Source organism: Streptomyces sp. RKAG290, assembly GCF_023701695.1.
In the GTDB taxonomy this organism is placed as follows: domain Bacteria; phylum Actinomycetota; class Actinomycetes; order Streptomycetales; family Streptomycetaceae; genus Streptomyces.
Genome location: NZ_JAJOZC010000001.1, coordinates 7,461,053 through 7,485,219, shown reverse-complemented (window position 1 = coordinate 7,485,219; position 24,167 = coordinate 7,461,053). Strand labels below are relative to the sequence as shown.

Genomic DNA, 24,167 nt, shown 5'->3' with positions numbered 1-24,167 from the left:
CCTACGTGCCGTCCCCGGGCCGGGCCGGAAGGCTGTCCATGAAGGAGCTGACGGAGAACACCGCGCGCCCTGGTCCCGGCGGGCCGTACCCCGGGGGCGAGCTCAGCCCGTACTCCTCCATCGTCGAGCGGTAGGCCTCCAGCAGCCGGATGTGGTACTCCAGCGGCGCTCCGTCCGGGTTCGTCTTTCCCAGCGGGGTCGTGGGCTCGGGACACCAGGTGGTGAAGCGGGGGGTGATGCCGTGAGACATGAAGAACCGCAGTCCCTCGGTGGTGGATTCGATGGCTTCCTTCACCGTGGTGAAGCCGAAGGGCTCGGCCATCTCCACCCCCGCGACGAAGTTGGGAATGACGTTGCGGGCACCGAAGACCTCGGCGGAGTCCAGGATGCGGCGGTGCCATTCGGCACGGCCGACGTAACGCTCCTTGCCCGGGCAGTACAGCTCGAACAGCCGCGGGTCCCACACCTCGTAGTTGGGGTGGTAGATCTGCACGCCGTAGTCGTGGAACCGCTGCACGTCGGCCTTGGGCAGGGCCTGGGCGACGACCTTGCCGATCCAGCGGCCGGGGAAGCGCTCCTCGATGGCCTTCGCGTACTGGCCGTAGAAGTCGGCCTCGTCCCTGCCTCCGATGTGGGAGGTGATGGCGCCGCCGGTGAGGGTGTAGGCCGTGGAGGTCTTCGCGGTGTCGTACCGGTCGATGATGGCCAGCGCCTCAAGGACCTCCTCGACCGGCTTCACTCCCGTGTACGGGCGCCCGGCGGCCTTGTGCTGGCGCCAGTTGTGGTTGATGTCGCAGTACTGGCACTCCTCCTTGGCGCCGAAGTACTGGCAGACGCGGAACACCGTCAGATAGACGAGGTAGCCCCACTGGATGGTGGGTGCGACCTCCATCACGGACTTGCCGTTCTCCAGGGCGTGGCGGTAGTAGTCCGGCATCGGCGGGAGTCCGACGTCGGAGATCCGCCTGCCGTCGAGGTAGAGGCCGAGCACGCCGTCCTGGTCGGCCGCGACCCGGTAGGGAGACGCCGGGTTCACCCGCACGGAGACGACGGTGCGCCGCAGCTCGTACGGACCGCCGGTGAGGACGATCTCCTCCGGCGGCCGGCGCAGCGCGGCTGCCCCCAGCTCGGGCAGGGTGCCGTGGTCGAAGGAGAAGATGAAGTACGACTTCGGCTTGACGTCACCACCCTCGTTGTCGCTCAGCGCGGACTCGTCGAAGGCCAGGCCGCCGCGCAGCAGGTCCTCCTTGATGACGGCCTCCCGCGGCACGTGCGGGAACTGCTCCATGAGCCGTTCCACCAGGTGGGTGCGGCTTGTGCCGGTGCTGCCGGGTTCGGTACGGCCGGGGTCTGTACGGCTTGGCATGTGCGGGGCTCCTCGGTCCGGTTGTCGACGGTGTTCCGGATACGCCACCCTGTGCAACGAACCAGGGACGCGAAGCGTTCTCGATGCCGGGGCCGGATGTGCGGGCGCCAGGTCCGGTCCGCGGGTGCCCACCGCGGGGACCTATGTGACCGGTGAGTAGGGTGTGGGGCCCGGGAGCCCGTCGGCCGTGCGGTCGGCCCGACGCCCGGTTGACTCCGGAGCCGGCCGCGGATCGGAAGTGCTTCATGCCCCGCACCATGTCCGTGTCGGACAGCATCGTGGTTCTGGCCGAACCGTCGGCCGTGTACGCGCAGCTCAGCGACCCGACGGCGATGGGGCGCTGGAGTCCGGAGAACCGGGGCGCGAAGGTGCTCGGGGAGAAGCGGGGCGCGTACGTCGGCATGGTCTTCGAGGGCCGCAACAAGCGCGGGAAGATGCGATGGACGACGCGGTGCACGGTCACCGCCGCCGATCCGGGCGAGCGGTTCGCCTTCCGGGTCCACGCGATCGGCGCCCGGCGCCCGCTGCTGCCGGGCGCGATCGCCACGTGGGAGTACCGGTTCGAGGCCGTGGACGGTGGCACCAGGGTCACCGAGACCTGGACCGACGACCGCCGCGCCTGGCCGGATTTCGTGGCCAACGCGTTCGACCGGGCGGCCACCCGGGGTCACACCTTCGCGGTGTTCCAGCGCGGCAACATCCGCACCACCCTGGAGCGGCTGAAGGCGGCTCTGGAGACTCCGCTGGACGGGGACGCGCTGCGGGCCTGACCCGCGCCGGCCTACCGCTCCCAGTGCGTGGGGCGGCTGAGCGTCGGAGGCAGCCGGGTGGCGCCGTTGCCGCGGGCGGCGTTCACCTGGGACTGCGTCAGGAAGAGCGCGCCGGTCAGGTCGGCGCCCGACAGTTCGGCGTCGCGGAAGTCCGCGCCGATGAGGTCGGCGAGCCGCAGATCGGCGCCCGTGAGGTCCGCCGCGATGAGGTAGGCGCCGCGCAGGTCTGCGCCCCGCAGGTCCGTGCCCTTGAGGCGGGCGCCGATGAGGTCGGCACCGCGGTGGTTGCGCTTCTTCCTGCGGGGAGCCGTGGCGCGTACGAGTTCGCTGGTGCGCGCCAGCAAGGCGGCGACCCCGTCCCGGTGCGCCGACACGTCCAGGTCCGCGAGCGCGTCCGCGTCGAGGCGGGTGAGGCCTTCGGTCGCGTCGAGGGTTCGCCGGATCTCACCCCGGAGGGGGCGGGCCGGCTCCAGAGCGGCCGCCTCCGTGAGATACCAGAGCAGTTCGTGGAGCTGTCGCACGACCGGGAAGACCTGGAACATCTGCTTGGCGCTCTGTGGGGCGCTGCGCCAGTCCTGTCCGCCGAAGGTCTCCCCGGAGACCTTCTGGCCGGCGCCGAAGCAGTCGTACACGGTGCAACCGGGAAAGCCCTCGGTGCGCAGCCGGGTGTGGATACCGCAGCGGAAGTCGTCCTGCAGGTTGCGGCAGGGAGTGCCGGCGTCCTTGTTGACGGCGAAGTCCGCGGACCGGGTGAGGGTGAGGGCCACACAGCACAGCCCGAAGCAGTTCCCGCAGTCGGCGCGCAGGGCGGTGCGGTCGGTGCTGTCCGCACCGTCGGCGCCGGGGGCTCGGTCGTTCTCGGGCACGGGGGTGGATCCTCCGGGGGTGCGGGTTCTTGAGCGGTCGAGCCTACCGAGTTCCACCCCCTGCCCGGCCACTCGGGGACGCCGGCCCGAAGCGCGGAGCTCCGACGGAGGGGGGCCTCCCCACGGCCGGCGGCGCCTCGCGCGATGATGGTGGTCAATACATCTTTATGGGAGGTGGCCACCATCGTGGCGAACGCACCAGTCGACAGCATCCCCGCCCGGCGCGTGCTGACCGATCCGGCGGGCCTGGCCCGCTACCAGCACGACGAGGCCGAGTGGGCTCCGTACGGAATGCCGCTGGCCGTGGTGCGCCCGCAGAACACCGACGAGGTACGGGATGTGGTGCGCCACTGTCTCGCGCACCGTATTCCGCTGGTGCCCCGGGGTGCGGGAACCGGTCTGTCCGGTGGCGCGAACGCCGTCGACGGGGCGATCGTCATGTCGTTCGAGGACATGAACCGGATCGTCGACATCGACCGCGCCGAGCGGCTGGCCGTGGTCCAGCCAGGTGTGGTCAACGACGACCTGCGGGCGGCCTGTGCGGAACACGGGCTGTGGTACCCGCCGGATCCGGCGAGTTCCCCGTGGTCCACCATCGGCGGGAACGTCGCGACCAACGCCGGCGGGATGTGCTGCGTCAAGTACGGCGTGACGCGCGACTACGTGCTGGGCCTCGAAGTGGTCAACGGGCTCGGCGAAGTCGTCTCGCTGGGCCGCCGCACGGCGAAGGGTGTGGCGGGATACGACCTGGCCGGGCTGATGGTCGGCTCCGAGGGCACACTCGGGGTGATCACCGAGATCACGGTGCGGCTGCGTCCGGCGCGGCTTCAGGAGCGGACGGTGGCGGGCTACTTCTCGTCCGTGGTCGCGGCCGGCGAGGCGGTGAGTGCCGTGACCTCGTCCGGCGTCATCCCCTCCGCGCTCGAACTGGTCGACCGTCACTGTCTCGCCGCCGTCGACGCCTGGAAGAAGATGGGACTGTCCGCGGACGCCGACGTGGTGCTGCTCGGCCGGGTCGACACCCCGGGGGCCGAAGGCGACGCCGAGGCCGGACTGATCCGGGACTGCTTCGAGCGGGCCGGCGCGACCTGGGCCGCGGTCTCCACGGACCAGCAGGAGGCCGATGCCCTGTTCCAGGCCAGGCGGCTGGCCTATCCGGCGCTGGAGCGGCTCGGCCCGGTCCTGACCGAGGACGTCTGTGTGCCACGGACCGCGGTGCCGGAGATGCTGGCCCGGATCGAGCGGACAGCGGCCCGGCACGACATCCTGGTGGCCAACATCGCGCATGCCGGCGACGGCAATCTGCATCCCCTGATCATCACTCCGCCGGGTGACGAGGCGGCACGCGCCCGCGCCGAGTTGGCCTTCGAGGACATTCTGGACGACGCGATCGCGCTGGGCGGCACGGTCACCGGCGAGCACGGGGTCGGGCTGCTGAAGATGCGCGGCATGAACAAGGAGCTGGGGCCCGCGGTGCTCGGCATGCATCACGCGGTGAAGGCCGCACTCGATCCGCACGGCATCCTGAACCCGGGCAAGGTGCTCGGGGCGGCGTCTGACCTCCTCGTCCCTCCTGTGGGCCCGGTTGTCGGTGGGACGGCGCACACTGACAACCAGCGGGTACGAGTGACAGGGGGACGCGGATGAACGCCGAGGAGGGAACCGGCTTCGAACCGGACACGGGGGACGGCCCGTCACCCCCCGGTCCGCCGGAGCGGCGTGCCGCCGCGGTGCGCACCGCGTTCGCCGGAATGCTGCAGATCCGGCGGCTGGCCAACACCGGGCAGGCCGCCCCGGAGACCGTGCCGGCGGCGTGGGAACTGCACCGGCCGGTACGGGCGGTGGCCCTGGCCCTGGAGGCATCCGGGCCGGCCGCATCGGCTGTTGACGCGTCGGGGCGGCGTACAGCGACGGGGTACCGGGTGGAGGCGGGCACGCAGCCGGGCACCGTACGGGTCGAGTGGCTCGGGCCTCCCGGCAGCGGGGCGGCGCACGAGGAGGAGGGGGAACTGACCCGGTGCGCTTGCGTACTGCGGGAGTTGGGCTGGACGGCGCTGCTCTACCGCGGGCCGCGCCGGCGCAGATTCCTGGAGGTGGAACCGCCGACCGGTGCGCTCCGGCCGGACAGCCGGTAGAGGGAAGTGTCAAAGCTGCGGCCGGCGGGCCGTGGCCGAGGGGTGTTGTCAGACCCATGAGGGAGGCTTGTGGGTCCGACACCTCTGACCTGGAGATGCTCCGATGCGCAATGACGAACTCGCCGCGGCTCAGGCGTACGTCCGTTTACTGGAGGCCACCCGCGCCGCCCTCTCCGACCCGGACGACGCCCCGCTCTACATGCCACTGCTCGCCGCGCCGATCGAGGAGGCGGACGGTGCGCTGAGACGTGCCGGGCTCTCGGGAAACGAGCCCCGGTTCTTCGACCTCGTGCGGTCTCTCCAGCCGAGCATGTCGGACAGCGGGCGCTGAGCCGCAACGCGTTCCGGCCACCGGAGCGCGCCGGGCGGCAGGGTCTTGACGCGATTCGGCTCTCGAAGGCAGGATGTCCACGGCGTGGCCTACGCCTCACCTCCCCCGACCGTCCCCAGCTCGGTCTGCCACGGAGGCAAAGGGACTTCTTGTCTCAGGTCGCTGTCGTGGTCCGATCGTCTCGGGTGTGGTCGCTGGGGGGCTCGCGCCCGTGGCGTGGAAGGCCAGATGACAGCCCACAGGAATCTCAAGCGCCGGGTGCGTGCCCGCGCAGCCAAGACCGGCCAGTCCTATTCGACTGCCCTCCGGCATTTCCGTTCGGCTCCCCGAGGAGACGTCATGCCGGAAGACAAGTACGTGCGATTGGCCGTGGCCCAGACCACGGTCCGCGAGAACCCCCGCAGCAGCAAGGAGCTCAAGGACAGCGGGGCCGAGGTACGAAGCCTGATGCACAAGGCCCGTGCGGCCGGTGCGAGGGTCGTGCAGTTCCCCGAGGGCGCGACCTGCTTCCCGCACAAGGGCCTGCTGTCCGTCGACGGCCCTGACGAGGTCGGTCCGTCGGACTGGAGCCGGTTGCGCTGGGACGTGCTCCAGGAGGAACTGGCCGTGACCGCGCGGCTGGCCCGGGAGCTGCGGCTGTGGACCGTGCTCGGTTCGGTCCACCGGCTCACCGCGCCCAACCGTCCGCACAACAGCCTGTACGTGATCTCCGACCGTGGCGAGGTCGCCACCCGCTACGACGAGCGCATGCTGTCGCACACGAAGATCTCCTACATGTACGCACCGGGTTCGACGCCGGTCACCTTCGAGGTCGACGGCGTGCGGTTCGGCTGCACGCTCGGGATGGAGGCGCACTTCCCGGAGCTCTTCGGCGAGTACGAACGGCTCGACGTGGACTGCGTGTTGTTCTCGACCACGGGAGGGCCCGTGGTCGGCGGCGGTACGGCCTTCGCCACGGAGATGCGGGCACACGCGGCGACCAACCGGTACTGGGCCGGCTTCGCCGTACCCGCGCAGCACAGCGACGTCACGCCGGCCGGAATCATCGGCCCCGACGGTGAATGGGCCGCCCGGTGCGAACGGGACGGGACACCCTCGCTGACCGTTGCCGACGTCGGCCCGCAGGATCCCGCCGGCGCCCTGGCCCGGCCGTGGCGGCGCAAGGCGCGCGCCGGCCTCTACGACGGACACCTCGTCGAGGACGCACGCAGTGAGGACCGCACGCTCTTCTAAGGGCTGTCCCGTAATCCCTGGTGGATCAGTGCGCGGCGTCAGATGCGGTGCATCGCAAGGCGGAGGGACGTCCGCATACTGGATGTATTCGGGCGTTCCGACAACGCGGCGAGGTGCCGTAGCTGTCGTCGGGCGCCCGCCAGGGATTACGGGACAGCTCTTAGGAACCGCGCGCGGAGGCCCGCGCCTGACGAACGGCGTCGGCGGATCCGCTCCGTCCGCCCGACCTGACCCGGCCTGCCCGAGAACGTCCCTCGGGCAGGCCGGGTCCGTCTTCGGCCGGGTCGCCCCGATCCGTGGTGAATTGATTCAAACCAGGAAGAAGACTGGTCAACTGCTTGACTAGTGGTCGGCGTCAAACCTAGCGTACGTTCCGGATGAAACGATTCACATCGTCCTGACGGCTGCGGTCGCCGGATGACTCTGTTACGAGGTGTTCATGTCTGATGTGTCGGCCGTCAAAGCAGCCCTGAAGTCTCAGGTGATCGAGACTCCTTCGTGGGGTTACGGCAATTCCGGGACGCGTTTCAAGGTGTTCGCACAGCCGGGCGTGCCGCGCGACCCGTTCGAGAAGATGGAGGACGCGGCGCAGGTCCACGCGTTCACCGGGGTCGCACCGAAGGTGTCGCTGCACATTCCCTGGGACAAGGTCGCGGACTACGCCGCACTGACCCGGCACGCCGAGGGCCTCGGGCTGCGGATCGGCGCCATCAACTCCAACGTGTTCCAGGACGACGACTACAAGCTCGGATCGGTCACCCACCCCGAAGCGGCGGTGCGGCGCAAGGCGACCGACCACCTGCTGGAGTGCGTCGACGTCATGGACGAGACCGGCTCGCCCGACCTGAAGCTGTGGTTCTCCGACGGCACGAACTACCCCGGCCAGGACGACATCGTTGCCCGCCAGGACAGGCTGTCCGAGGCGCTGGCCGAGGTGTACGAGCGGCTGGGCGACGACCAGCGGATACTGCTGGAGTACAAGCTCTTCGAGCCGGCCTTCTACACCACCGATGTGCCGGACTGGGGCACGGCGTACGCGCACTGCCTGAAGCTCGGCCCGAAGGCCCAAGTGGTCGTGGACACCGGTCACCACGCGCCGGGCACCAACATCGAGTTCATCGTCGCCCTCCTGCTGCGCGAGGGCAGGCTCGGCGCGTTCGACTTCAACTCCCGCTTCTACGCCGACGACGATCTGATGGTCGGGGCCGCCGATCCCTTCCAGCTGTTCCGGATCATGCACGAGGTGGTCAAGAACGGCGGTCTCCGGGCGGAGACCAACGTCAACTTCATGCTCGACCAGTGCCACAACATCGAGGCGAAGATCCCCGCGGTGATCCGGTCGGTGGCCAATGTCCAGGAGGCGACCGCCAAGGCGCTGCTCGTCGACATGGACGCGCTCGGCGCCGCGCAGCAGTCGGGCGACGTGCTCGCCTCGAACGCGGTCCTGATGGATGCCTACAACACCGATGTGCGCCCGCTGCTCGCTGAGGTGCGTGAGGAGCAGGGGCTGGCCCGTGACCCCTTCGCCGCCTACCTCGCCTCCGGAAACCAGGAGCGCATCGCCGCCGCCCGGGTGGGCGGCACGCAGGCCGGCTGGGGCGCCTGACCCTCCTGCACGCCTTCCACCTGCTGTTCCACGTACTTCTCACCCCGAAGGAACCCTCATGACGTCCGCGACCCACGCCGAAGTCGCTGCGCTCCTGGAGCGCGCTCACCGGCTCGGATCCGACCCCCGCAACACCAACTACGCCGGTGGCAACACCTCGGTGAAGGCTGTCGGCGCAGACCCGGTCACCGGTGGCGGGGCCGAACTGCTCTGGGTGAAGGGTTCCGGAGGTGACCTCGGCACATTGGAGGAGAGCGGCCTCGCGGTACTCCGTCTGGACCGGGTCCGCGCCCTCAAGGAGGTGTACCCCGGCGTCGAGCGCGAGGACGAGATGGTGGCGGCCTTCGACTACTGCCTGCACGGCAAGGGCGGTGCCGCACCGTCCATCGACACCGCGATGCACGCCCTGGTCGAGGCCGCGCACGTCGATCATCTGCACCCTGATTCGGGCATCGCCCTGGCGTGTGCGGCCGACGGCGAGAAGCTGACCGCCGAGTGCTTCGGCGACAAGGTGGCATGGGTAGGCTGGCGCCGGCCCGGGTTCCAGCTCGGTCTGGACATCGCCGCCGTCAAGGAGGCCAATCCGCAAGCGGTCGGAGTCGTGCTGGGCGGGCACGGGATCACCGCCTGGGGCGAGACCTCCGAAGAGTGCGAGCGGAACGCCCTGTGGATGATCCGTACCGCCGAGACCTTCCTCCAGGAGCAGGGCAAGGCCGAGCCCTTCGGTCCCGTGCTCCCGGACCGGACGGCCCTGCCCGCCGAGGCCCGCCGGGAACGGGCCGCTGCCCTCGCCCCGTTGATCCGCGGTCTGGCCTCCACCGACCGCCCCCAGGTCGGTCACTTCACCGACGCCGAGCCGGTGCTGGACTTCCTGTCCCGCACAGAGCACCCGCGTCTCGCCGCACTGGGCACCTCGTGCCCGGACCACTTCCTCCGTACGAAGGTCAGCCCGCTGGTTCTCGACCTTCCCTCGGACACGCCGGTGGCCGAGGCCGAGGCCCGGCTGAAGGAGCTGCACGGCGAGTACCGCGAGTCGTACCGCGCGTACTACGACCGGCACGCGGTCCCCGGCTCCCCCGCCATGCGCGGCGCGGATCCGGCGATCGTGCTGGTGCCGGGGGTGGGCATGTTCTCCTTCGGGAAGGACAAGCAGACAGCCCGCGTCGCCGGGGAGTTCTACCTCAACGCCATCAACGTGATGCGCGGCGCCGAGGCGGTCTCCTCATACGCGCCGATCGAGGAGTCCGAGAAGTTCCGGATCGAGTACTGGGAGCTGGAGGAGGCCAAGCTGCGCCGGATGCCGAAGCCGAAGCCGCTGGCCACCCGGGTGGCGCTGGTGACAGGTGCGGGCTCGGGTATCGGGAAGGCCATCGCCCACCGGCTGGCCGCCGAGGGCGCGTGTGTCGTCGTCGCGGACCTCGACGCCGAGAACGCGGCCGCTGTCGCGCAGGACCTCGGCGGTGCGGACCGGGCCGTCGCTGTGACGGTGGACGTCACCAGCGAGGAGCAGATCGCCGAGGCGTTCCGGGCGGCCGTGCTCGCCTTCGGCGGTGTGGACCTCGTCGTCAACAACGCGGGTATCTCCATCTCCAAGCCGCTGCTGGAGACCACCGCGCGCGACTGGGACCTGCAGCACGACATCATGGCGCGCGGTTCGTTCCTCGTCTCGCGGGAGGCCGCCCGCGTCATGCAGGCGCAGCACCTCGGCGGAGACATCATCTACATCGCCTCCAAGAACGCCGTGTTCGCGGGTCCGAACAACATCGCCTACTCGGCGACCAAGGCCGATCAGGCCCATCAGGTGCGGCTGCTGGCGGCGGAGCTCGGCGAGCACGGTATCCGGGTCAACGGCGTCAACCCGGACGGCGTGGTGCGCGGTTCAGGGATCTTCGCGGCCGGCTGGGGCGCCCAGCGGGCGGCCACGTACGGCATCGAGGAGGAGAAGCTCGGCGAGTTCTACGCCCAGCGGACCCTGCTCAAGCGCGAGGTGCTGCCCGAGCACGTCGCCAACGCCGTGTTCGCGCTGACCGGAGGCGACCTCACACACACCACCGGTCTGCACATTCCTGTCGACGCCGGTGTGGCAGCGGCCTTCCTGCGATGACCCGGACGCGATCCCCATGGCTGTGAACTCAATCGACAATCCGGCCGGCGACGCCGTCTTCGCCGCCGTGGACCTCGGCGCGACCAGTGGCCGGGTGATCACCGGCCACGTCGGGCCCGGCACGCTCGTACTGACCGAGGCCCACCGGTTCGCCAACACACCGGTGCGGCTTCCGGACGGGCTGCGCTGGGACGTGCTGGCCCTGTATCAGGGGATGCTGGACGGGCTGCGTGCGGCCGGACGCGGTGGTCCGGTCACCTCGATCGGCATCGACACCTGGGCGGTGGACTACGGTCTGCTGGATGCCGACGGGGCGCTGCTGGGGGTGCCGTTCCACTACCGGGACGAGCGCAACACCGGAGTGTCGCAGCGGATGCCGGACGGCTGCGGTGCGCGGGAGCTGTACGCCGTCAGCGGATTGCAGCATCTGCCGTTCAACACCGTCTTCCAGTTGCTCGCGCACCGCGACACGGCCCAGTGGGAAGCGGCCCGGACGCTGTTGCTGATGCCCGATCTGCTGGTGCACTGGCTCACGGGGACGGTGGGTGCGGAGATCACGAACGCCTCGACGACCGGCCTGTTCGACGCGCGCAGCGGCGACTGGTCGGATGCGCTCATCGGGCGGCTCGGGCTGGCGCGTTCGCTCTTCCCGCCGCTGCGCGAGCCGGGCGATCCGGCGGGGACGCTGCTGGCGCACGTCGCCGAGGCCACCGGCCTGCCGCTCGGGACCCCGGTGACGACGGTGGCTTCGCACGACACCGCGTCAGCCGTCGCGGCGGTGCCGGCAACGGAGCCGGACTTCGCGTACGTCTCGTGCGGCACCTGGTCGCTGGCCGGGCTGGAGCTGGACGCCCCGGTGCTGTCCGAGGAGTCCCGGGCGGCGAACTTCACCAATGAGCGCGGGGTCGACGGGACCGTCCGCTACCTCCGCAACATCATGGGCATGTGGCTGCTGGAGGAGTGCCGCCGGGTGTGGGACCGCGAGGGCCGGTCGCTCGGGCTGTCCGGGCTGCTGGCGGACGCGGCCGCCGCGGAGCCGTTCGCCGCGGTGATCGACCCGGATGACGAGTCCTTCCTCGCACCGGGCGACATGCCGGCCCGGATCGACGCGTACCTGCTGCGGACGGGGCAGACGCCCCCGCCGGCGCCAGGAGGGTACGTGCGGTGTGTGCTGGAGAGCCTCGCGCTGGCGCACCGCAGGACGTTGCGGCGGGCTGCTGAGCTGGCGGGCCGCGAGCCGACGCGGATCCATCTGGTGGGCGGCGGCTCGCGCAACGAGCTGCTGTGCCAGTGGACGGCCGATGCGAGCGGCCTGCCCGTGACGGCGGGGCCCGCGGAGGCGACGGCGCTCGGCAACATCCTGCTGCAGGCACGCGCCCACGGTCTGGTGGGCGACCTTGCCGGCCTGCGGCGCCTGGTGGCCCGTACGCAGGAGCTGCGGCACTACGAGCCCCGGGGCGGCCGTCGGGAGTGGGACCGCGCGGAGGCGCGGCTCGGTTCGGGTCAGGTCCTGGCGGATCTCTGACCGGACCCGGACCGCGCGGGCCATCGGGCCGGGTCCCGGCCCGGACGGGGAGTGGAGTCCAGCCCTGCCGGTCCGGCAGCCCTGCCGGTCCGGTCCGGGAAATCGTTTACGAGGAGAGGAATTCCTGATGACTGATGACCGCGCCGCCGAAGTCGGCGGTCCGCTTGTCCGGACCGTACGGCGCCGTACCCGGGTCGGTCTGGTCTCGGGTGGACTCGGTGCGTACTGGCCGCAGTTCCCCGGGCTTCTGGAGCAACTGCGGGAGTCGGCCCGCTTTGTCACCGCGCGGTTCGAGGAGATGGGCTGCGAGGTGGTCGATGCGGGTTTCATCTCCGATCCGCAGGAGGCGGCCAGGGCCGCGGAGCAGTTGCGCAAGGCCGACTGCGATCTGGTCGTAACCTTCCTGACGACGTATCTCACCGCCTCCATGGTGCTGCCGATCGCCCAGCGCACCCATACACCGGTGCTGGTGATCGACCTGCAGCCGACCGAGGCCATGGACCACTCGAACACCGGCACGGGCGAGTGGCTGGCCTACTGCGGGCAGTGCCCGCTGCCCGAGGTCGCCAACGTGTTCCGGCGCAGCGGCATCCCGTTCCGTTCCGTGTCGGGCCATCTGCACGACGAGAACGCCTGGAACAGGATCCGCCGCTGGATCTCGGCCGCCGGAGTGCGCGGCGCCCTGCGGCACGGCCGTCACGGACTGATGGGGCACCTCTATCCCGGCATGCTCGACGTCTCCACCGACATGACGCTGGTCTCCACCCAGTTCGGCGGCCACGTCGAGGTCCTGGAGTTCGACGACCTGCGGGTCAGGGTCGCGGCCGTCACGGACGAGGAAACCGCCGGACGTGTCGCGCTGGCACGTGAGGTCTTCACCATGGACGGTTCCGTCGACGAGGACGACCTCGCCTGGGCGGCCCGTGTCTCGGTGGGTCTCGACCGGCTCGTCGCGGACTTCGGGCTCGACAGCCTGGCCTATTACCACCGGGGGCTGGCGGGCGAGATCCACGAGCGGCTGGGCGCCGGCATGATCCTGGGCGCCTCGCTGCTCACCGCCCGCGGCATACCGATGGCCGGTGAGTACGAGTTGCGCACCAGCCTGGCCATGCTCATCGCCGACACCATGGGGGCGGGTGGTTCGTTCACCGAGCTGCAGGCGCTCAACTTCCGCGACCGGGTGGTGGAGATGGGGCACGACGGCCCGGCGCATCTGGCCATCAGCGCGAAGGATCCGCTGCTGCGGGGTCTGGGCGTCTACCACGGCAAACGTGGCTGGGGCGTCAGCGTGGAATTCGACGTCACCCACGGGCCGGTCACCACGTTCGGCATCGGTCAGGAGGCGGACGGCTCGTTCGTGCTGATCGCGTCCGAGGGTGAAGTCGTACCCGGTCCTCTGCTGGAGATCGGCAACACCACTTCGCGGGTCGACTTCGGATTCGATCCCGGTGAGTGGACCGACGCCTGGTCCGCCACGGGCATCGGCCACCACTGGACGCTGTGCACCGGACATCGCGCCAAGGACCTCCGGGCCGCGGCGGACCTGCTGGGTGTCCCCTTCCGTACCGTGACCGGGCCCAACGTCCTCTGACGGACGCGCCGGCTCAGCGGGTCGCCGCCGTGCCGGGCCCGAGACCGAGTTCGCCGTCGGCCGGCGGGGCGAAGAAGCGCGCCACGTCCGCCTCGGTGACCTCGGCGAGCTCGGCCGGGTTCCAGCGCGGATTGCGGTCCTTGTCGACGATCTGGGCACGCACGCCCTCGACCAGGTCGGGCCTCGTGAAGGCGGCCGAGGAGACCCGGTACTCCTGGTCGAGCACCGCCTCCAGGCCGCCGAGGCGGCGGGCCCTGCGGACGGCCTCGGCCGTCACCTTGAGCGAGGTCGGTGACTTCGCCAGGATCGTCGCCGCGGCCTGTTTGGCGGCGGGCACCCCGCGGTCGGTGAGCCGCTCGATGATCTCCTCGACGCTTTCGGCCGCGTAGCAGGAATCGATCCAGTCGCGGTGCGCGGCCAGCTCGCCACCGGGGGCTGTGCCGGCGTGGCGCCGCACCGTCTCGATCACGGCCGCGGGTGTGGTGCAGACGTCCAGGGCGGCGACCAGGCCGGGAAGCTCCTGCGACGGCACGTAGTGGTCGGCGAGCCCGCACAGCAGCGCATCGGCCGCGCCGACCGCGTCGCCGGTGAGCGCCAGGTGAACGCCGAGCTCGCCGGGGGCCCTGCCCAGCAGATAGGTGCCGCCTACGTCGGGGACGAACCCGATACCGGTCTCGGGCATCGCGATGCGCGACCGTTCCGTGACGATCCGCAGCGAGCCGTGGGCCGACACCCCGACACCGCCGCCCATCACGATGCCGTCCATGATCGCGACGTACGGCTTGGGGAACCGGGCGATACGGGCGTTGAGCCGGTACTCGTCACGCCAGAAGTCCAGTGAGGCGCGGCCGCCGGCCAGCGCGTCGTCGCGGATGGAGCGGATGTCGCCGCCTGCGCAGAGACCGCGCTCCCCCGCCCCCGTGAGCAGTACGGCAACGACCGAGTCGTCCCGTTCCGCCGCTTCGAGCGCTTCTCCCATGCGCAGCACCATCGTGTGGTTCAGCGCGTTCAGGGCCCTCGGCCGGTTCAGCGTGATGTGGCGGACGCGTCCCTCGGTGTGCAGCAGGACGGGATCCTCGTGGTTCATGCGTGCGCTCCGGTCAGCCCCTGTGCCATGCCGTCCGCCGGTCACGGACGGCCTTTCGCTGCCATTGTGCGCGGCGGGCGCGGGGCCGGGGCATGAGGGGTGTCCGGGCCGTGGCAGGCACGACCGGAACACCGTGCGACGAGGCCGCCTGTGTGGCAGCCGCACCGAACCGGCCAGACAATTGACTCACGCCGTACGGCAGCCCCGCCGGACGATCTTCGGAGCACGAATGACCGATCACGACCGGCCCCCGAGCGTCCCCGTTCCGCCCCGCCTGCTGGTCGAGAAGGCACACCACGCGGAGACCGGGACGGCGGAGCGGCTTGCCATGAACCGCACCGGCAGTTTCGAGTGGGATCTCGATGCCAGGACGCTGGACATCGACGAGGCCGGGCTGCTGGTCTTCGGCTTGGATCCCCCGATGTTCGACTCCCGGCCGGAGTCCCTGGTGGAGCGGCTGGAGCCCTCGGAGCGGATCCGCCTCGATGTGGCGATCGACGAGGCCATCAAGAGCGGGAGCAGCTCGTACAGCGTCCATTTCAGAGTCCCGCTCGCCGAGGGCGGCGACCAGTGGACGCACATCCAGGCGCGCATCCTGCGGAGCGCGGACGGGCGGGCACGCCGGGTGATCGGGGTGGTGCGGGACGCGACGGCGGAAGTCACCCATTCGGCCTTCGTGCTGGAACTGGAAAAACGCCGGCAGCGCCAGACCGACATAGTTGAACGCACGACGAGCGCTCTGTCGCGGGCGGTGACCGTGGACGATGTCACGGCTGCGCTGACAGGACCCGGCGGGCTGGCACGACTGGGCGCCGACGGGCTCGCCCTCGGGCTGCTGGACAACGCCAGCTTGAACGTCATCGCCCTGAGCGGCGACTCACTGGAAGTCATCGACGAGCTGGGGCAGGGCCGCCTCGACCGGGACTTCCCGCTCGCCGACACCATTCTCAGTGGCCGGCCGCGCTTCGTGAGCTCGATCAGCGCGCTCACCCGGCGCTATCCGGTGCTGGCAGCGCATGTGGGCAGGCTGAAGTTCCAGGCCGCGGCCTACCTGCCGCTGGTCGCGCAGGCTCGTTCCCTGGGCGCGCTGGCGCTCTTCTACCGCGAGCGCACGACCTTCAACGCCGATGAGCGCAATCTCTGTCTGGGACTGGCCGCCATCGTCGCCCAGTCCCTCCAGCGGGCCACGCTCTTCGACGAGGAACGCGAATTCGCCACCGGGCTGCAGTCGGCGATGCTGCCCCGGCGGATCCTCGACATCGAGGGCGGCGAGATCGCCGTCCGGTACCACGCGGCGTGGAGCGGCCGTCAGGTCGGCGGGGACTGGTACGACGTGATCGCGCTCCCGAAGGGCCGGTTCGGCATCGTGGTGGGCGACGTACAGGGCCATGACACGCATGCGGCCGCGATCATGGGACAGCTGAGGATCGCGCTGCGTGCGTACGCGGGCGAGGGGCATCCGCCGTCGACGGTGCTGGCCCGGGCGTCCCGGTTCCTCGCCGAACTGGACACGGACCGGTTCGCCACCTGCACTTACGCCCAGGTCGACCTCGCCACCGGAACCGTGCGGGTGGTGCGGGCCGGTCACTTCGGTCCGCTGATCCGGCACACGGACGGCCGGGTCGGCAGCCCCCAGGTGCGCGGAGGCATGCCGCTGGGTATCTCGACCGACTTCGGGAACGAGGAGTTCCCCGAGACCCGCCTCGACCTAGTGCCCGGCGAAACGCTTGTCCTGTACACCGACGGGCTCGTCGAGGAGCCGGGTGCGGACATCGACGCGGGGGTGCGCACCCTCGTGCACGAGATGAGCGCGGGTCCGGCGGGCGCCGAGGCGCTGGCCGATCATCTGTCGGACCGGCTGTGGGAGCGCTGGGGGTCCGGCGACGACGTCGCCCTGCTGGTGCTGCGGCGAAGTCCGGACCCCGGCTCACCCCGGGCGCCGCGGCTGCACCAGTACATCCACCAAGCCGACCCGGAGGGCCTCTCCGACGCCCGGACGATCGTGCGGCAGGCCCTCACCGACTGGGACATGGCCGAACTCGCCGACGACGCCGAGCTGGTGACCGGGGAACTGCTGGTGAACGTGCTGCTGCACACGGAGGGCGGAGCGGTGCTCACGCTGGAGGTGCTGCCGGAACCCGTGCGGCGGGTCCGGCTGTCGGTGCAGGACCGCTCCAGCGTATGGCCCAGGCGTCGCACACCCGGTGAGACAGCCACCTCGGGACGGGGCCTGCTGCTCCTGGACGCCGTAGCCACGCGGTGGGGCATCGAGCCACGCGGCGAGGGGAAGGCGGTCTGGTGCGAGATCGGCCCGGCCGCGCCGCCCACGTCCGCTCCGGTGCACAGGGAAACTGCCGAGCCCGAGAATCCGCCGACGGGTGCCGCCGAGGCGGAAGGGGAGCATTGAGGGGTGTGCCGCCACGACAGGACGCGGAGCGGCACACCCCTCGGGCCCGGACTCCCTGGCGCTGTACGCGCCAGGACCGCCGGACTACATCAGTGCTGAGCGGTACGACGCTTGCGCACGGACCACATGATGCCGCCACCGGCCAGCAGCACGGCGGCAGCCGCACCACCGATGATCGGGGTGGCGGACGACGAACCGGTCTCGGCCAGGTCCGGCGAGCTGGGGCTCGGCGTGGCTGCGGCGGGCGCAGACGACGAAGCCGACTCGCTGGGCTTGTCGGTCGGGGTGGGCGTCGCCGTGGTGGGCGTCTCGGACGGCTTCGTCTCGGACGGCGTAGGCGTGGGTGTCGAGGTGTGACCCTCGCACACCGGCGCCGTCTTGGTGTCGTCCTTCGAGTACTGGTCGCCGTCACCGGCCTTGACGATAAGGCGGACCGTCAGAGCCTTGTCGTGGTCGGGAAGGGCGATCGTCTTGTCGAGCCCCTTGCCGAAGCTCTCAGTGGGCAGCAGGTCCTTACCGTCGACAGTGACGGTCACCTGGTTGGTGACGTCATCGTTGTACGCGGTCAGGTGCAGGCTCACTTCGGTACAGGTCACGGCCCAGGTGGGGGTGTGAGCTGCGGCCGGGCCGGCGGTGAGGACCGCACCGGTCAGGCCGACAACCGCGGCTGCAGCGAGGGTTCCCGCAGCACGCCACGATCTCCTGGGTATGGTCATGGATTCGTCCTCCGCAAATGTTTCATCGCCCGAATGGCGGTGGAGCGCACAGTACTGCCCTCGTCCCCTGCGTGTGCACCCGCCCCACATATCATTCGACGTCACAACTCGCGGCACATCATCGCTGGTTGGGACATGCCGGACACCCTCCGCCGGACAGCGGGAGCCCCTGTGGTGGCGTGAAGTGAGCGTACGGTGCCGTACCGTACCGATCGAGCCGGGATCGGCCGGGATCCGCCCTGCCCAGCCGACCGGCGGACCCGCCTGCCGGCCGCCCGTCAACCGGCCGACCCGCCGACTGGCGGGCAGGCGCCGGACGTCGGGGCTGCCGGAGCCGTCGAAGCCGTCAGAGCGGCCGGTGCATGATGTGCACCCCCACGAATCCCTTCGTCGGGTGGTCGAAGCCCTCGGGCAGTGTCCCCAGGACTTCGAAGCCGAGCGAGCGGTAGAGCCCGACCGCGGCGGCATTCGTCTCCACCACAGCGTTGAACTGCATGGCGCGGAACCCCGCCGTACGCGCCCAGTCGATCGTGTACTCGCACAGGGCCCGCCCCACGCCGCGCCCGGAGTGCCGGGGATCGACCATGTAGCTGGCGCTCGCGATGTGCGAGCCATTACCCATGTGGTTGTTGTTCATCTTCGCCGTGCCCAGGACGGTCCCGTCGTCGGCAACCGCGACGACCGTACGGTTCGGCGGCTGCAGGAGCCACCAGCCAGCGGCGTCACCCTCCTCCAGGTCGAGGGATAGGTGAAGGTCTCACCCGCGGCGACGATTTCGTGGAAGAACGGCCAGATTGCCGGCCAGTCCTCGGTGGTTGCTTCCCTGATCAACATGGCGCAAAGACTGCCCCTTCCGGAAGCCGATCGCGAACCCTTATGTCCGGCCCTCGAAGTCCTCCCGCCTCGCATCCCCGGACGGCCCGGGGAGCCTGCGGTTCCTGCCGGAGGGCGGCTTCCGGTCGAGGGAGCGGCACCCTGGGCGGGCCGCTCGTGAGGCCGCCGCTTGCCGCGCCCCCTGCGCAGCCGGAGGCGGGTCAGCAGACCGGTGGACGTTCCCTGCGTGGCCGGTTCGGACGACTCGGCCAGCACCGCCGGTTCGGGCAGCACTGGCACGGGCAGCGCTCCCGGTTCGGGCGGCATCGGCATGGCGAGCGCTGCTGGTTCGGTCGGCTCGTCGGGTTCGGCCTGCCGGCCCAGGGATGCCGGTGCCGGTCGCTGCTCCTCCCCCGGGCGTGGCGCCTGGCGAAGCTCACGCGCGCTGTCCAGCTCCATGATGAGGTTGACCCGCCGCCAGAGAATCTCGTCGGGTTCATCAGCGAGCATCAGTCGCCCCATCGCCTCTCGTGTCGCCTGCGACCCGCGATGGCCGAAGACCGGTTCGGGCCTGACCCTGACGAAGTAGGCGCGCTCGTAAGGGTCGTCGACCACCTCCGCCAGCTGGACCGGGTCCAGTGCCTCCGCGGCCACAGCCGCTCGCGCCCAGGGGTCGTCATTGAGGGTCAGCAGCCGTTCGATCCGGCGCGAGCGCCAATTGCGCGGACGGCAGTCCGTGCCGGCGTCCAGCCGGCTGCGCATCCAGGCCGGGCTCCTGCCCACCAGCAGCTCGGGCGAGCGGGCGGCCAGCCTGCCCAGCTCCTGGGCGAGATAGAGCCACACCACCGCTCGGTAGCGGTTGAGATAGAACGCCACCGGCGTGACACACCCCGCGCGGGCGAGCCGGGTGAAGCGGACCGGACTGATCCCCATCAGCCGGGCACCCTCTGCCGTCCCCACCGTCCGCACCCGCTCCCGGAGCGCGGCCGGAAAGCCGTCCTCCGACCGGAGCCGGTCGATCTCCACCCGCCGCACCCTGGGCCGACCGCCGTTGGGCTGCGCTTCCACCCGGACAATGCCCAGGTGCACCGCCAACTCGAACTCTCCTCGCTTGAGGCCGAGTTCCGTAGCCGCACGGCTCGCGGCCAACGTGTGGGCGTCCAGGGCGCCGTCCATGTGGGCCGCGCGTACCTCATCCTTCACCGGCATGACGATTCTCCCCCGTGAGATTCGGATACTCTCTGTGATCACCGTAGCCCGGGAAGAACGACTGCCGCCCGGCCTGTGGATAACTCCGGGGCCGGGCGGCAGCGCTGGTCGAGATCTGTCAGATCCGGTTGACTCCGCCGCTTCCGTCCTGGCGCGCCGACACTCCGAGGTGCTCCCCGACCTTGTTGACCAGCAGCGTCATCTCGTACGCCACCTGACCCACATCGGCCTCGGCCTCACTCAGCACGCACAGACAGCTGCCGTCTCCGGCCGCCGTCACAAAGAGCAGTGCCTCGTCGAACTCCACCATGGTCTGCCGGGCCTTCCCGGCGCGGAAATGCCGTCCCGATCCGCGAGCGAGGCTGTGCAGCCCGGACGAGACGGCAGCCAGGTGCTCCGCGTCCTCGCGCGCCAGACCTGTGCTCGCTCCCGTCACCAGGCCGTCGTTCGACAGCACCAGGGCGTGCCGTATGTGCTCCACCCGGCTGGTGAGATCGTCAAGGAGCCAGTCGAGTCCCCTGTCCAACGCCATTCTGTTCCTCCCCGTTCACGCGTTCCCCGTGCCCCACTTGCCCGTAAGCCTCGCGCACCGGTCACGCAGGGGCAAGCTCCTGCTCTCGGAACGGCCGGGGCGGCATCCGGCGGGGGCCCGTTCAGGACACGGCCGCTCAGCTCACCGAGTCGAGGAGCCGGGCCGTGTGCATCCGGCCCGCGTACTCGACCATGCGGATCAGGACCTCCTTGCCGGAATCACGGTCGCGTGCGTCGCACAGCACCACGGGCGTTCCGGGGTCGAGATCGAGGGCGCGGGACACCTCCCGTTCGTCGTAGGCGCGTGCGCCCGCGAAGCAGTTGACGGCGACGACGAAGGGGATCCGCCGGTGCTCGAAGTAGTCGACGGCCGGGAAGCAGTCCTCCAGCCGCCGGGTGTCGGCCAGGACCACCGCCCCGAGGGCTCCTTGGGACAACTCGTCCCAGAGGAACCAGAACCGGTCCTGCCCCGGCGTGCCGAACAGGTACAGCGAGAGTCCGGACCTGATGGTGATCCGTCCGAAGTCCATGGCGACGGTCGTCGTGGTCTTCTGGGCAACGCCGTCGGTGTCGTCGACCGACTGCCCCGCCTCGCTGAGGAGTTCCTCCGTCCGCAGCGGCCGGATCTCGCTCACCGCCCCCACCAGCGTCGTCTTTCCGACCCCGAACCCGCCGGCGACCAGGATCTTCAGGGCCATGGCTTCGGTCCGGGGCTCCGCCCCGCCGGGCTCTTCATGGGTTCTGTCAGCGTGCTCGGATGGCATCGATCACTTCTCTCACCAGTGAGTCCCAAGATGTCGGATGCGCAGGTCGGAGCCATCTTGCGGGGTCTCGGATTCAGTGAATCATCGGCAGGCGTACGGCGACAGCATGGCAAACAAGGACCCGGCCCGTGGGGTGGGATCGCATTCTTGAGGATGTGACTGTTTCAGGCCGCTCGATGCCCGGAACAGCTCACATTCTGGTGCGATTGTCAGCTCTGCGGCGGTTCCCGACGGGCGACTGCTCGACCCCGGAATCTCTAGGTCCGGCGCCTACACTGGTCATCTCGGGTGCGAGGAGCCGGCCCACTCGGACGGGAGTGACAAGAGTGTCGACAGGTGGCGGCGGCGGTTTCCCGGATCCGCCCGCCGAGGTGCTCGCCGAGACGGCCGCCGTCTTCGGTCTGCTGGCGGCGCCCGCTCGGCTGCACATCGTCTGGGCGCTGGCCCAGGGCGAGAGCGATGTGACCGGCCTCGCGGAACGAGTGGGCGGCGCCCTCCCGTCGGTGAGCCAGCACCTGACGAAGCTGAAGCTGGCCGGCCTGGTCCGCTCCCGGCGCGAAGGCCGTCGGCAGGTGTATCTGGTCGACGATCCCGATGTGGTGACGGTGGTCCGGCTGATGGTCGGCCAGCTCGCTGAACGGGCCGGGCACCCTCCCGCGCATCCTGCACGGCTTCACGGGCTCGGCGCCTGACGACGCTGCCCCGGCCGGTGGTCCTGGACGCGGTGGCGTGACACTGCTCCCGCGCACCGGCCGCCGGAGCACCGAGGGCCGCACGGGCGGCCCACTGCGAGTGGCCGCGGCCGGCCCCGGCAGGCATCCGCGTCCTGCGGCCTCTCATCCCGCTCGGCCCTCCGCTGGGCATGAGCGCACTGTCGCCCCTCTGTTACCTGTTGCCCGCCGGCGTTCTCGCGTTGTACGCATACGGCCTAACAGCGGTGCGCAGCGCTGCGAACGGAACCGGAGGCTCTCATGACCGAGGCGGGCACAACCAGTACGGGCAGCGGCGCCGGAAACACGCCCGGCCGGCCTGTACGGGTACGCCGAGCCACCCTCGCCGATGTGCCGGCACTGGTGCGGATGCGCGCGCTGATGCTCACCGACATGGGGATGGACGTCGGCGACGACCGCGCTCCCTGGCGGGCCGCCTCGGCGCAGTGGTTCGCCGACCGGGTGCCCCGGTCCGAGGAGTTCGCCGCGTTCCTCGTCGACGATCCCGAACTGGGCGTGGTGGCGTGCGCGGTCGGCGCATGCGACGCACACGCGCCGAGTCCGGCCAACCCGAGCGGGCTGCACGGACACGTCTCCAACGTGAGTACCGATCCGCGGCGGCGCAGGCTCGGCCATGCCCGGGCCTGCCTGGACGCGCTGCTCATCTGGTTCCGGCAGGAGACGCGCGCGACGGTGGTCGGTCTCAACGCCACCGGGGAGGGGGCCGGGCTCTACGAGTCGTTCGGGTTCGCACCGCCCCGGCACCCGTCGCTGCAGCTGAGGACGGCAAGCCGGTCCTCCTGAGCCGCCCGCGGCCGGTTCAGCCGTACGAGAGGTCGCTGCACGGATCGTCGTCCGCCGAACGGGCGTGGTCGGCGACGGCGGAGGGTACGGCTTCGGGCGTCGGTGTCGCGGGAGCGGCCGAGGGGTTGTCTGCGTAGTCGCTGCCTACGATCACCTGGATCCCGGCTTGGTCGGACTCCGTGATCCGCGCTCCGGCGAAGAGCCGGGCCGTGGTCCCGGCCTCGTCCCGCAGGCCGGGACCGTAGGTCACGAGCGTCCGGGACCGGTCCTGCGCGTCTGCCGTGGCCGTGCCGGTGACCGTGAAGCCGTGTCCGCGCAGGAGCTCGGCCGCCCTGGCCGCGAGTCCGGTCACCGTGGTGCCGTTGTAGACGGCGACGTCGATGCCCGAGCCGGAGACGGGGGCGGTCGGGGAGGCCGATGCGCCGCCGGGCCGGGCGCCCTTGTTGTTGCCGGCGGCGTTCTGGCCGTCGAGTGTGCGGTCCGCCTTCAGTGACGCCCACAGCGCGTCGGCGTCCGGTTCCACGATCGCGACGCGGGCGCCCTCGTAGCGCCAGGGAACGGTGAGGAACTTCGTGTTGTGCAGGTCGATGTTCTTCATCGACATGGCGAACGAAAGCAGCCGGTCGGCCGAGCCGAGTCCCGGGTCGACGGTCATCGCGTCGGTCGCGGCGTTGGCAAGCGGCAGCAGGGTGGTGGGGTTCAGGCCGCGCGACTTGACCTTCTTCACGAGGGAGCCGACGAACGCCTGCTGCCGCTTGATCCGCCCTATGTCGGAGCTGTCGCCGATGCCGTGGCGGATCCGTACGTAGTCGAGCGCCCGCTGCCCGGACACCGACTGCGTGCCCTTGCCGAAGACCAGGTCGCCCCGGGTGGCGCGCTTGGGGTTCAGATCGCGCTGGTAGATGTCCTGCGGCAGGCAGACCGGCACTCCGCCGACGGCCGAGGTCAGTGCGGAGAAACCGGCGAAGTCCACCACGACCGTGTGGTCGACGCGCAGGCCGGTGAGGTGCTCGACGGTGTTCTGGGTGCAGGCGGGGTTGCCCTCGGCCGTCTCGCCCACCGAGAACGCCCCGTTGAAGATGACATGGTGCTGCGGGACAGTCCAGCTGCCGCCGGGCTTCTTGCAGGCCGGGATGTCGACCAGGGTGTCGCGGGGGATGGATACGGCGACGGCGTGCTCGTGGTCGGCGTAGACATGGAGCAGGAACGCGGTGTCGGAGCGCCCGACTTCGCCCGTTCCACCGCCGAGCCCCCGGTTTGCGCCCGCGCGGGTGTCCGACCCGATGACGAGGACGTTCTGCCCCTTCGACGTGTCGGGCGGCCGGTCCCCGGAAACTCCGTCGGCGCTGAACGTGTCGATGCTGCCGGTCAGTTTGAGGTATCCCCAGCCGACACCCGCGACCAGCAGTACGAGGAAGGACAGCCCGAACACGGCTGTCCGCCGCAGCCGGTCCGCCCTGCCCCCGGACGCTGCCCCCTTGCGACTGCCTGTCATGGCCACCCCGTTCGTCCGGCTTCCACGGCGTCGGAATCGCACCGTCCGCGCATGGTTGTACAGTTGCGCAATGTAGCAAGTGTGGGTGTCCGGGTGGATCACCG

General features: G+C 70.5%; 19 protein-coding genes and 2 pseudogenes. 12 read left to right on the top strand and 9 right to left on the bottom strand.

Features of this window, described 5'->3' with window-relative positions; translation table 11 throughout:
• Position 1: 1 nt before the first annotated feature.
• Entirely contained in the window at positions 2-1,366 is a 1,365-nt protein-coding gene (locus tag LNW71_RS33095; RefSeq protein WP_250971543.1) for a radical SAM protein, read from the bottom strand.
• A 245-nt stretch (positions 1,367-1,611) separates the two neighbouring features.
• On the opposite strand from LNW71_RS33095, the gene LNW71_RS33090 reads away from it, so the two are divergent.
• Entirely contained in the window at positions 1,612-2,136 is a 525-nt protein-coding gene (locus LNW71_RS33090) for an SRPBCC family protein (RefSeq protein WP_250971542.1), read from the top strand.
• An 11-nt stretch (positions 2,137-2,147) separates the two neighbouring features.
• On the opposite strand, the gene LNW71_RS33085 is transcribed toward LNW71_RS33090, so the two are convergent.
• Positions 2,148-3,002 (bottom strand): pentapeptide repeat-containing protein, encoded by an 855-nt coding sequence (locus LNW71_RS33085; protein ID WP_250971541.1) that lies wholly within the window; start codon positions 3,000-3,002, stop codon positions 2,148-2,150.
• Positions 3,003-3,188: 186 nt separating this feature from the next.
• Between LNW71_RS33085 and LNW71_RS33080 the strand changes: the two genes are divergently transcribed.
• The 8 genes from LNW71_RS33080 (at position 3,189) to LNW71_RS33045 (ending at position 13,527) form a co-directional block, all read left to right on the top strand.
• Positions 3,189-4,649 carry an FAD-binding oxidoreductase gene (locus tag LNW71_RS33080; RefSeq protein WP_250971540.1) on the top strand — a complete coding sequence of 487 codons (1,461 nt, stop codon included), beginning with the start codon at positions 3,189-3,191 and terminating at the stop codon, positions 4,647-4,649.
• Positions 4,646-5,137 carry a hypothetical protein gene (locus LNW71_RS33075; protein ID WP_250971539.1) on the top strand — a complete coding sequence of 164 codons (492 nt, stop codon included), beginning with the start codon at positions 4,646-4,648 and terminating at the stop codon, positions 5,135-5,137. Before LNW71_RS33080 ends, LNW71_RS33075 begins: the two co-directional genes overlap by 4 nt.
• Positions 5,138-5,240: 103 nt before the next feature.
• Positions 5,241-5,468, top strand: coding sequence for a hypothetical protein (locus LNW71_RS33070; protein WP_250971538.1), 228 nt, complete (start codon positions 5,241-5,243; stop codon positions 5,466-5,468).
• Between the two features lie 339 nt (positions 5,469-5,807).
• Positions 5,808-6,701: a carbon-nitrogen hydrolase family protein gene (locus LNW71_RS33065; protein WP_250971537.1), complete on the top strand. Its 894-nt coding sequence runs from the start codon at positions 5,808-5,810 to the stop codon at positions 6,699-6,701.
• 439 nt (positions 6,702-7,140) lie between these two features.
• A complete protein-coding gene (gene rhaI, locus LNW71_RS33060; protein WP_250971536.1) occupies positions 7,141-8,307 on the top strand; it encodes an L-rhamnose isomerase in 1,167 nt (388 codons plus the stop codon).
• A gap of 58 nt (positions 8,308-8,365) precedes the next feature.
• A complete protein-coding gene (locus tag LNW71_RS33055; RefSeq protein WP_250971535.1) occupies positions 8,366-10,411 on the top strand; it encodes a bifunctional aldolase/short-chain dehydrogenase in 2,046 nt (681 codons plus the stop codon).
• 16 nt (positions 10,412-10,427) lie between these two features.
• Positions 10,428-11,936, top strand: a complete 1,509-nt coding sequence (locus tag LNW71_RS33050; protein WP_250971534.1) for a rhamnulokinase family protein — start codon at positions 10,428-10,430, stop codon at positions 11,934-11,936.
• 127 nt (positions 11,937-12,063) lie between these two features.
• Positions 12,064-13,527: an L-fucose/L-arabinose isomerase family protein gene (locus LNW71_RS33045; RefSeq protein ID WP_250971533.1), complete on the top strand. Its 1,464-nt coding sequence runs from the start codon at positions 12,064-12,066 to the stop codon at positions 13,525-13,527.
• A gap of 13 nt (positions 13,528-13,540) precedes the next feature.
• Here LNW71_RS33045 and LNW71_RS33040 read toward each other — a convergent pair whose 3' ends face one another.
• Complete coding sequence (locus tag LNW71_RS33040; protein WP_250971532.1) at positions 13,541-14,614, bottom strand: enoyl-CoA hydratase/isomerase family protein; 1,074 nt, start codon at positions 14,612-14,614, stop codon at positions 13,541-13,543.
• Between the two features lie 229 nt (positions 14,615-14,843).
• Between LNW71_RS33040 and LNW71_RS33035 the strand changes: the two genes are divergently transcribed.
• On the top strand, positions 14,844-17,021 hold the full coding sequence (locus LNW71_RS33035) for a SpoIIE family protein phosphatase (RefSeq protein ID WP_250971531.1): 2,178 nt from the start codon (positions 14,844-14,846) through the stop codon (positions 17,019-17,021).
• A gap of 89 nt (positions 17,022-17,110) precedes the next feature.
• Here the strand turns inward: LNW71_RS33035 and LNW71_RS33030 are convergent, their stop codons facing one another.
• From LNW71_RS33030 to LNW71_RS33010, 5 genes and pseudogenes are all read right to left on the bottom strand, one after another.
• Positions 17,111-17,737, bottom strand: coding sequence for an LAETG motif-containing sortase-dependent surface protein (locus LNW71_RS33030; protein WP_250971530.1), 627 nt, complete (start codon positions 17,735-17,737; stop codon positions 17,111-17,113).
• Between the two features lie 346 nt (positions 17,738-18,083).
• Positions 18,084-18,571: pseudogene (locus LNW71_RS33025) on the bottom strand (N-acetyltransferase family protein).
• Between the two features lie 383 nt (positions 18,572-18,954).
• Positions 18,955-19,759: pseudogene (locus LNW71_RS33020) on the bottom strand (DUF6397 family protein); the annotation flags it as partial.
• 118 nt (positions 19,760-19,877) lie between these two features.
• Positions 19,878-20,291 (bottom strand): roadblock/LC7 domain-containing protein, encoded by a 414-nt coding sequence (locus tag LNW71_RS33015; RefSeq protein ID WP_250971529.1) that lies wholly within the window; start codon positions 20,289-20,291, stop codon positions 19,878-19,880.
• Positions 20,292-20,427: 136 nt separating this feature from the next.
• Complete coding sequence (locus tag LNW71_RS33010) at positions 20,428-21,054, bottom strand: ATP/GTP-binding protein (protein WP_250971528.1); 627 nt, start codon at positions 21,052-21,054, stop codon at positions 20,428-20,430.
• Positions 21,055-21,380: 326 nt separating this feature from the next.
• Here LNW71_RS33010 and LNW71_RS33005 point away from each other — a divergent pair, with 326 nt between their 5' ends.
• Together LNW71_RS33005 and LNW71_RS32995 are read left to right on the top strand one after the other, a co-directional pair.
• Positions 21,381-21,746, top strand: a complete 366-nt coding sequence (locus LNW71_RS33005; RefSeq protein WP_250971527.1) for a metalloregulator ArsR/SmtB family transcription factor — start codon at positions 21,381-21,383, stop codon at positions 21,744-21,746.
• Between the two features lie 279 nt (positions 21,747-22,025).
• Complete coding sequence (locus tag LNW71_RS32995; RefSeq protein WP_250971526.1) at positions 22,026-22,568, top strand: GNAT family N-acetyltransferase; 543 nt, start codon at positions 22,026-22,028, stop codon at positions 22,566-22,568.
• Positions 22,569-22,584: 16 nt separating this feature from the next.
• On the opposite strand, the gene LNW71_RS32990 is transcribed toward LNW71_RS32995, so the two are convergent.
• Complete coding sequence (locus LNW71_RS32990; RefSeq protein ID WP_250971525.1) at positions 22,585-24,063, bottom strand: LCP family protein; 1,479 nt, start codon at positions 24,061-24,063, stop codon at positions 22,585-22,587.
• Positions 24,064-24,167: the final 104 nt, after the last annotated feature.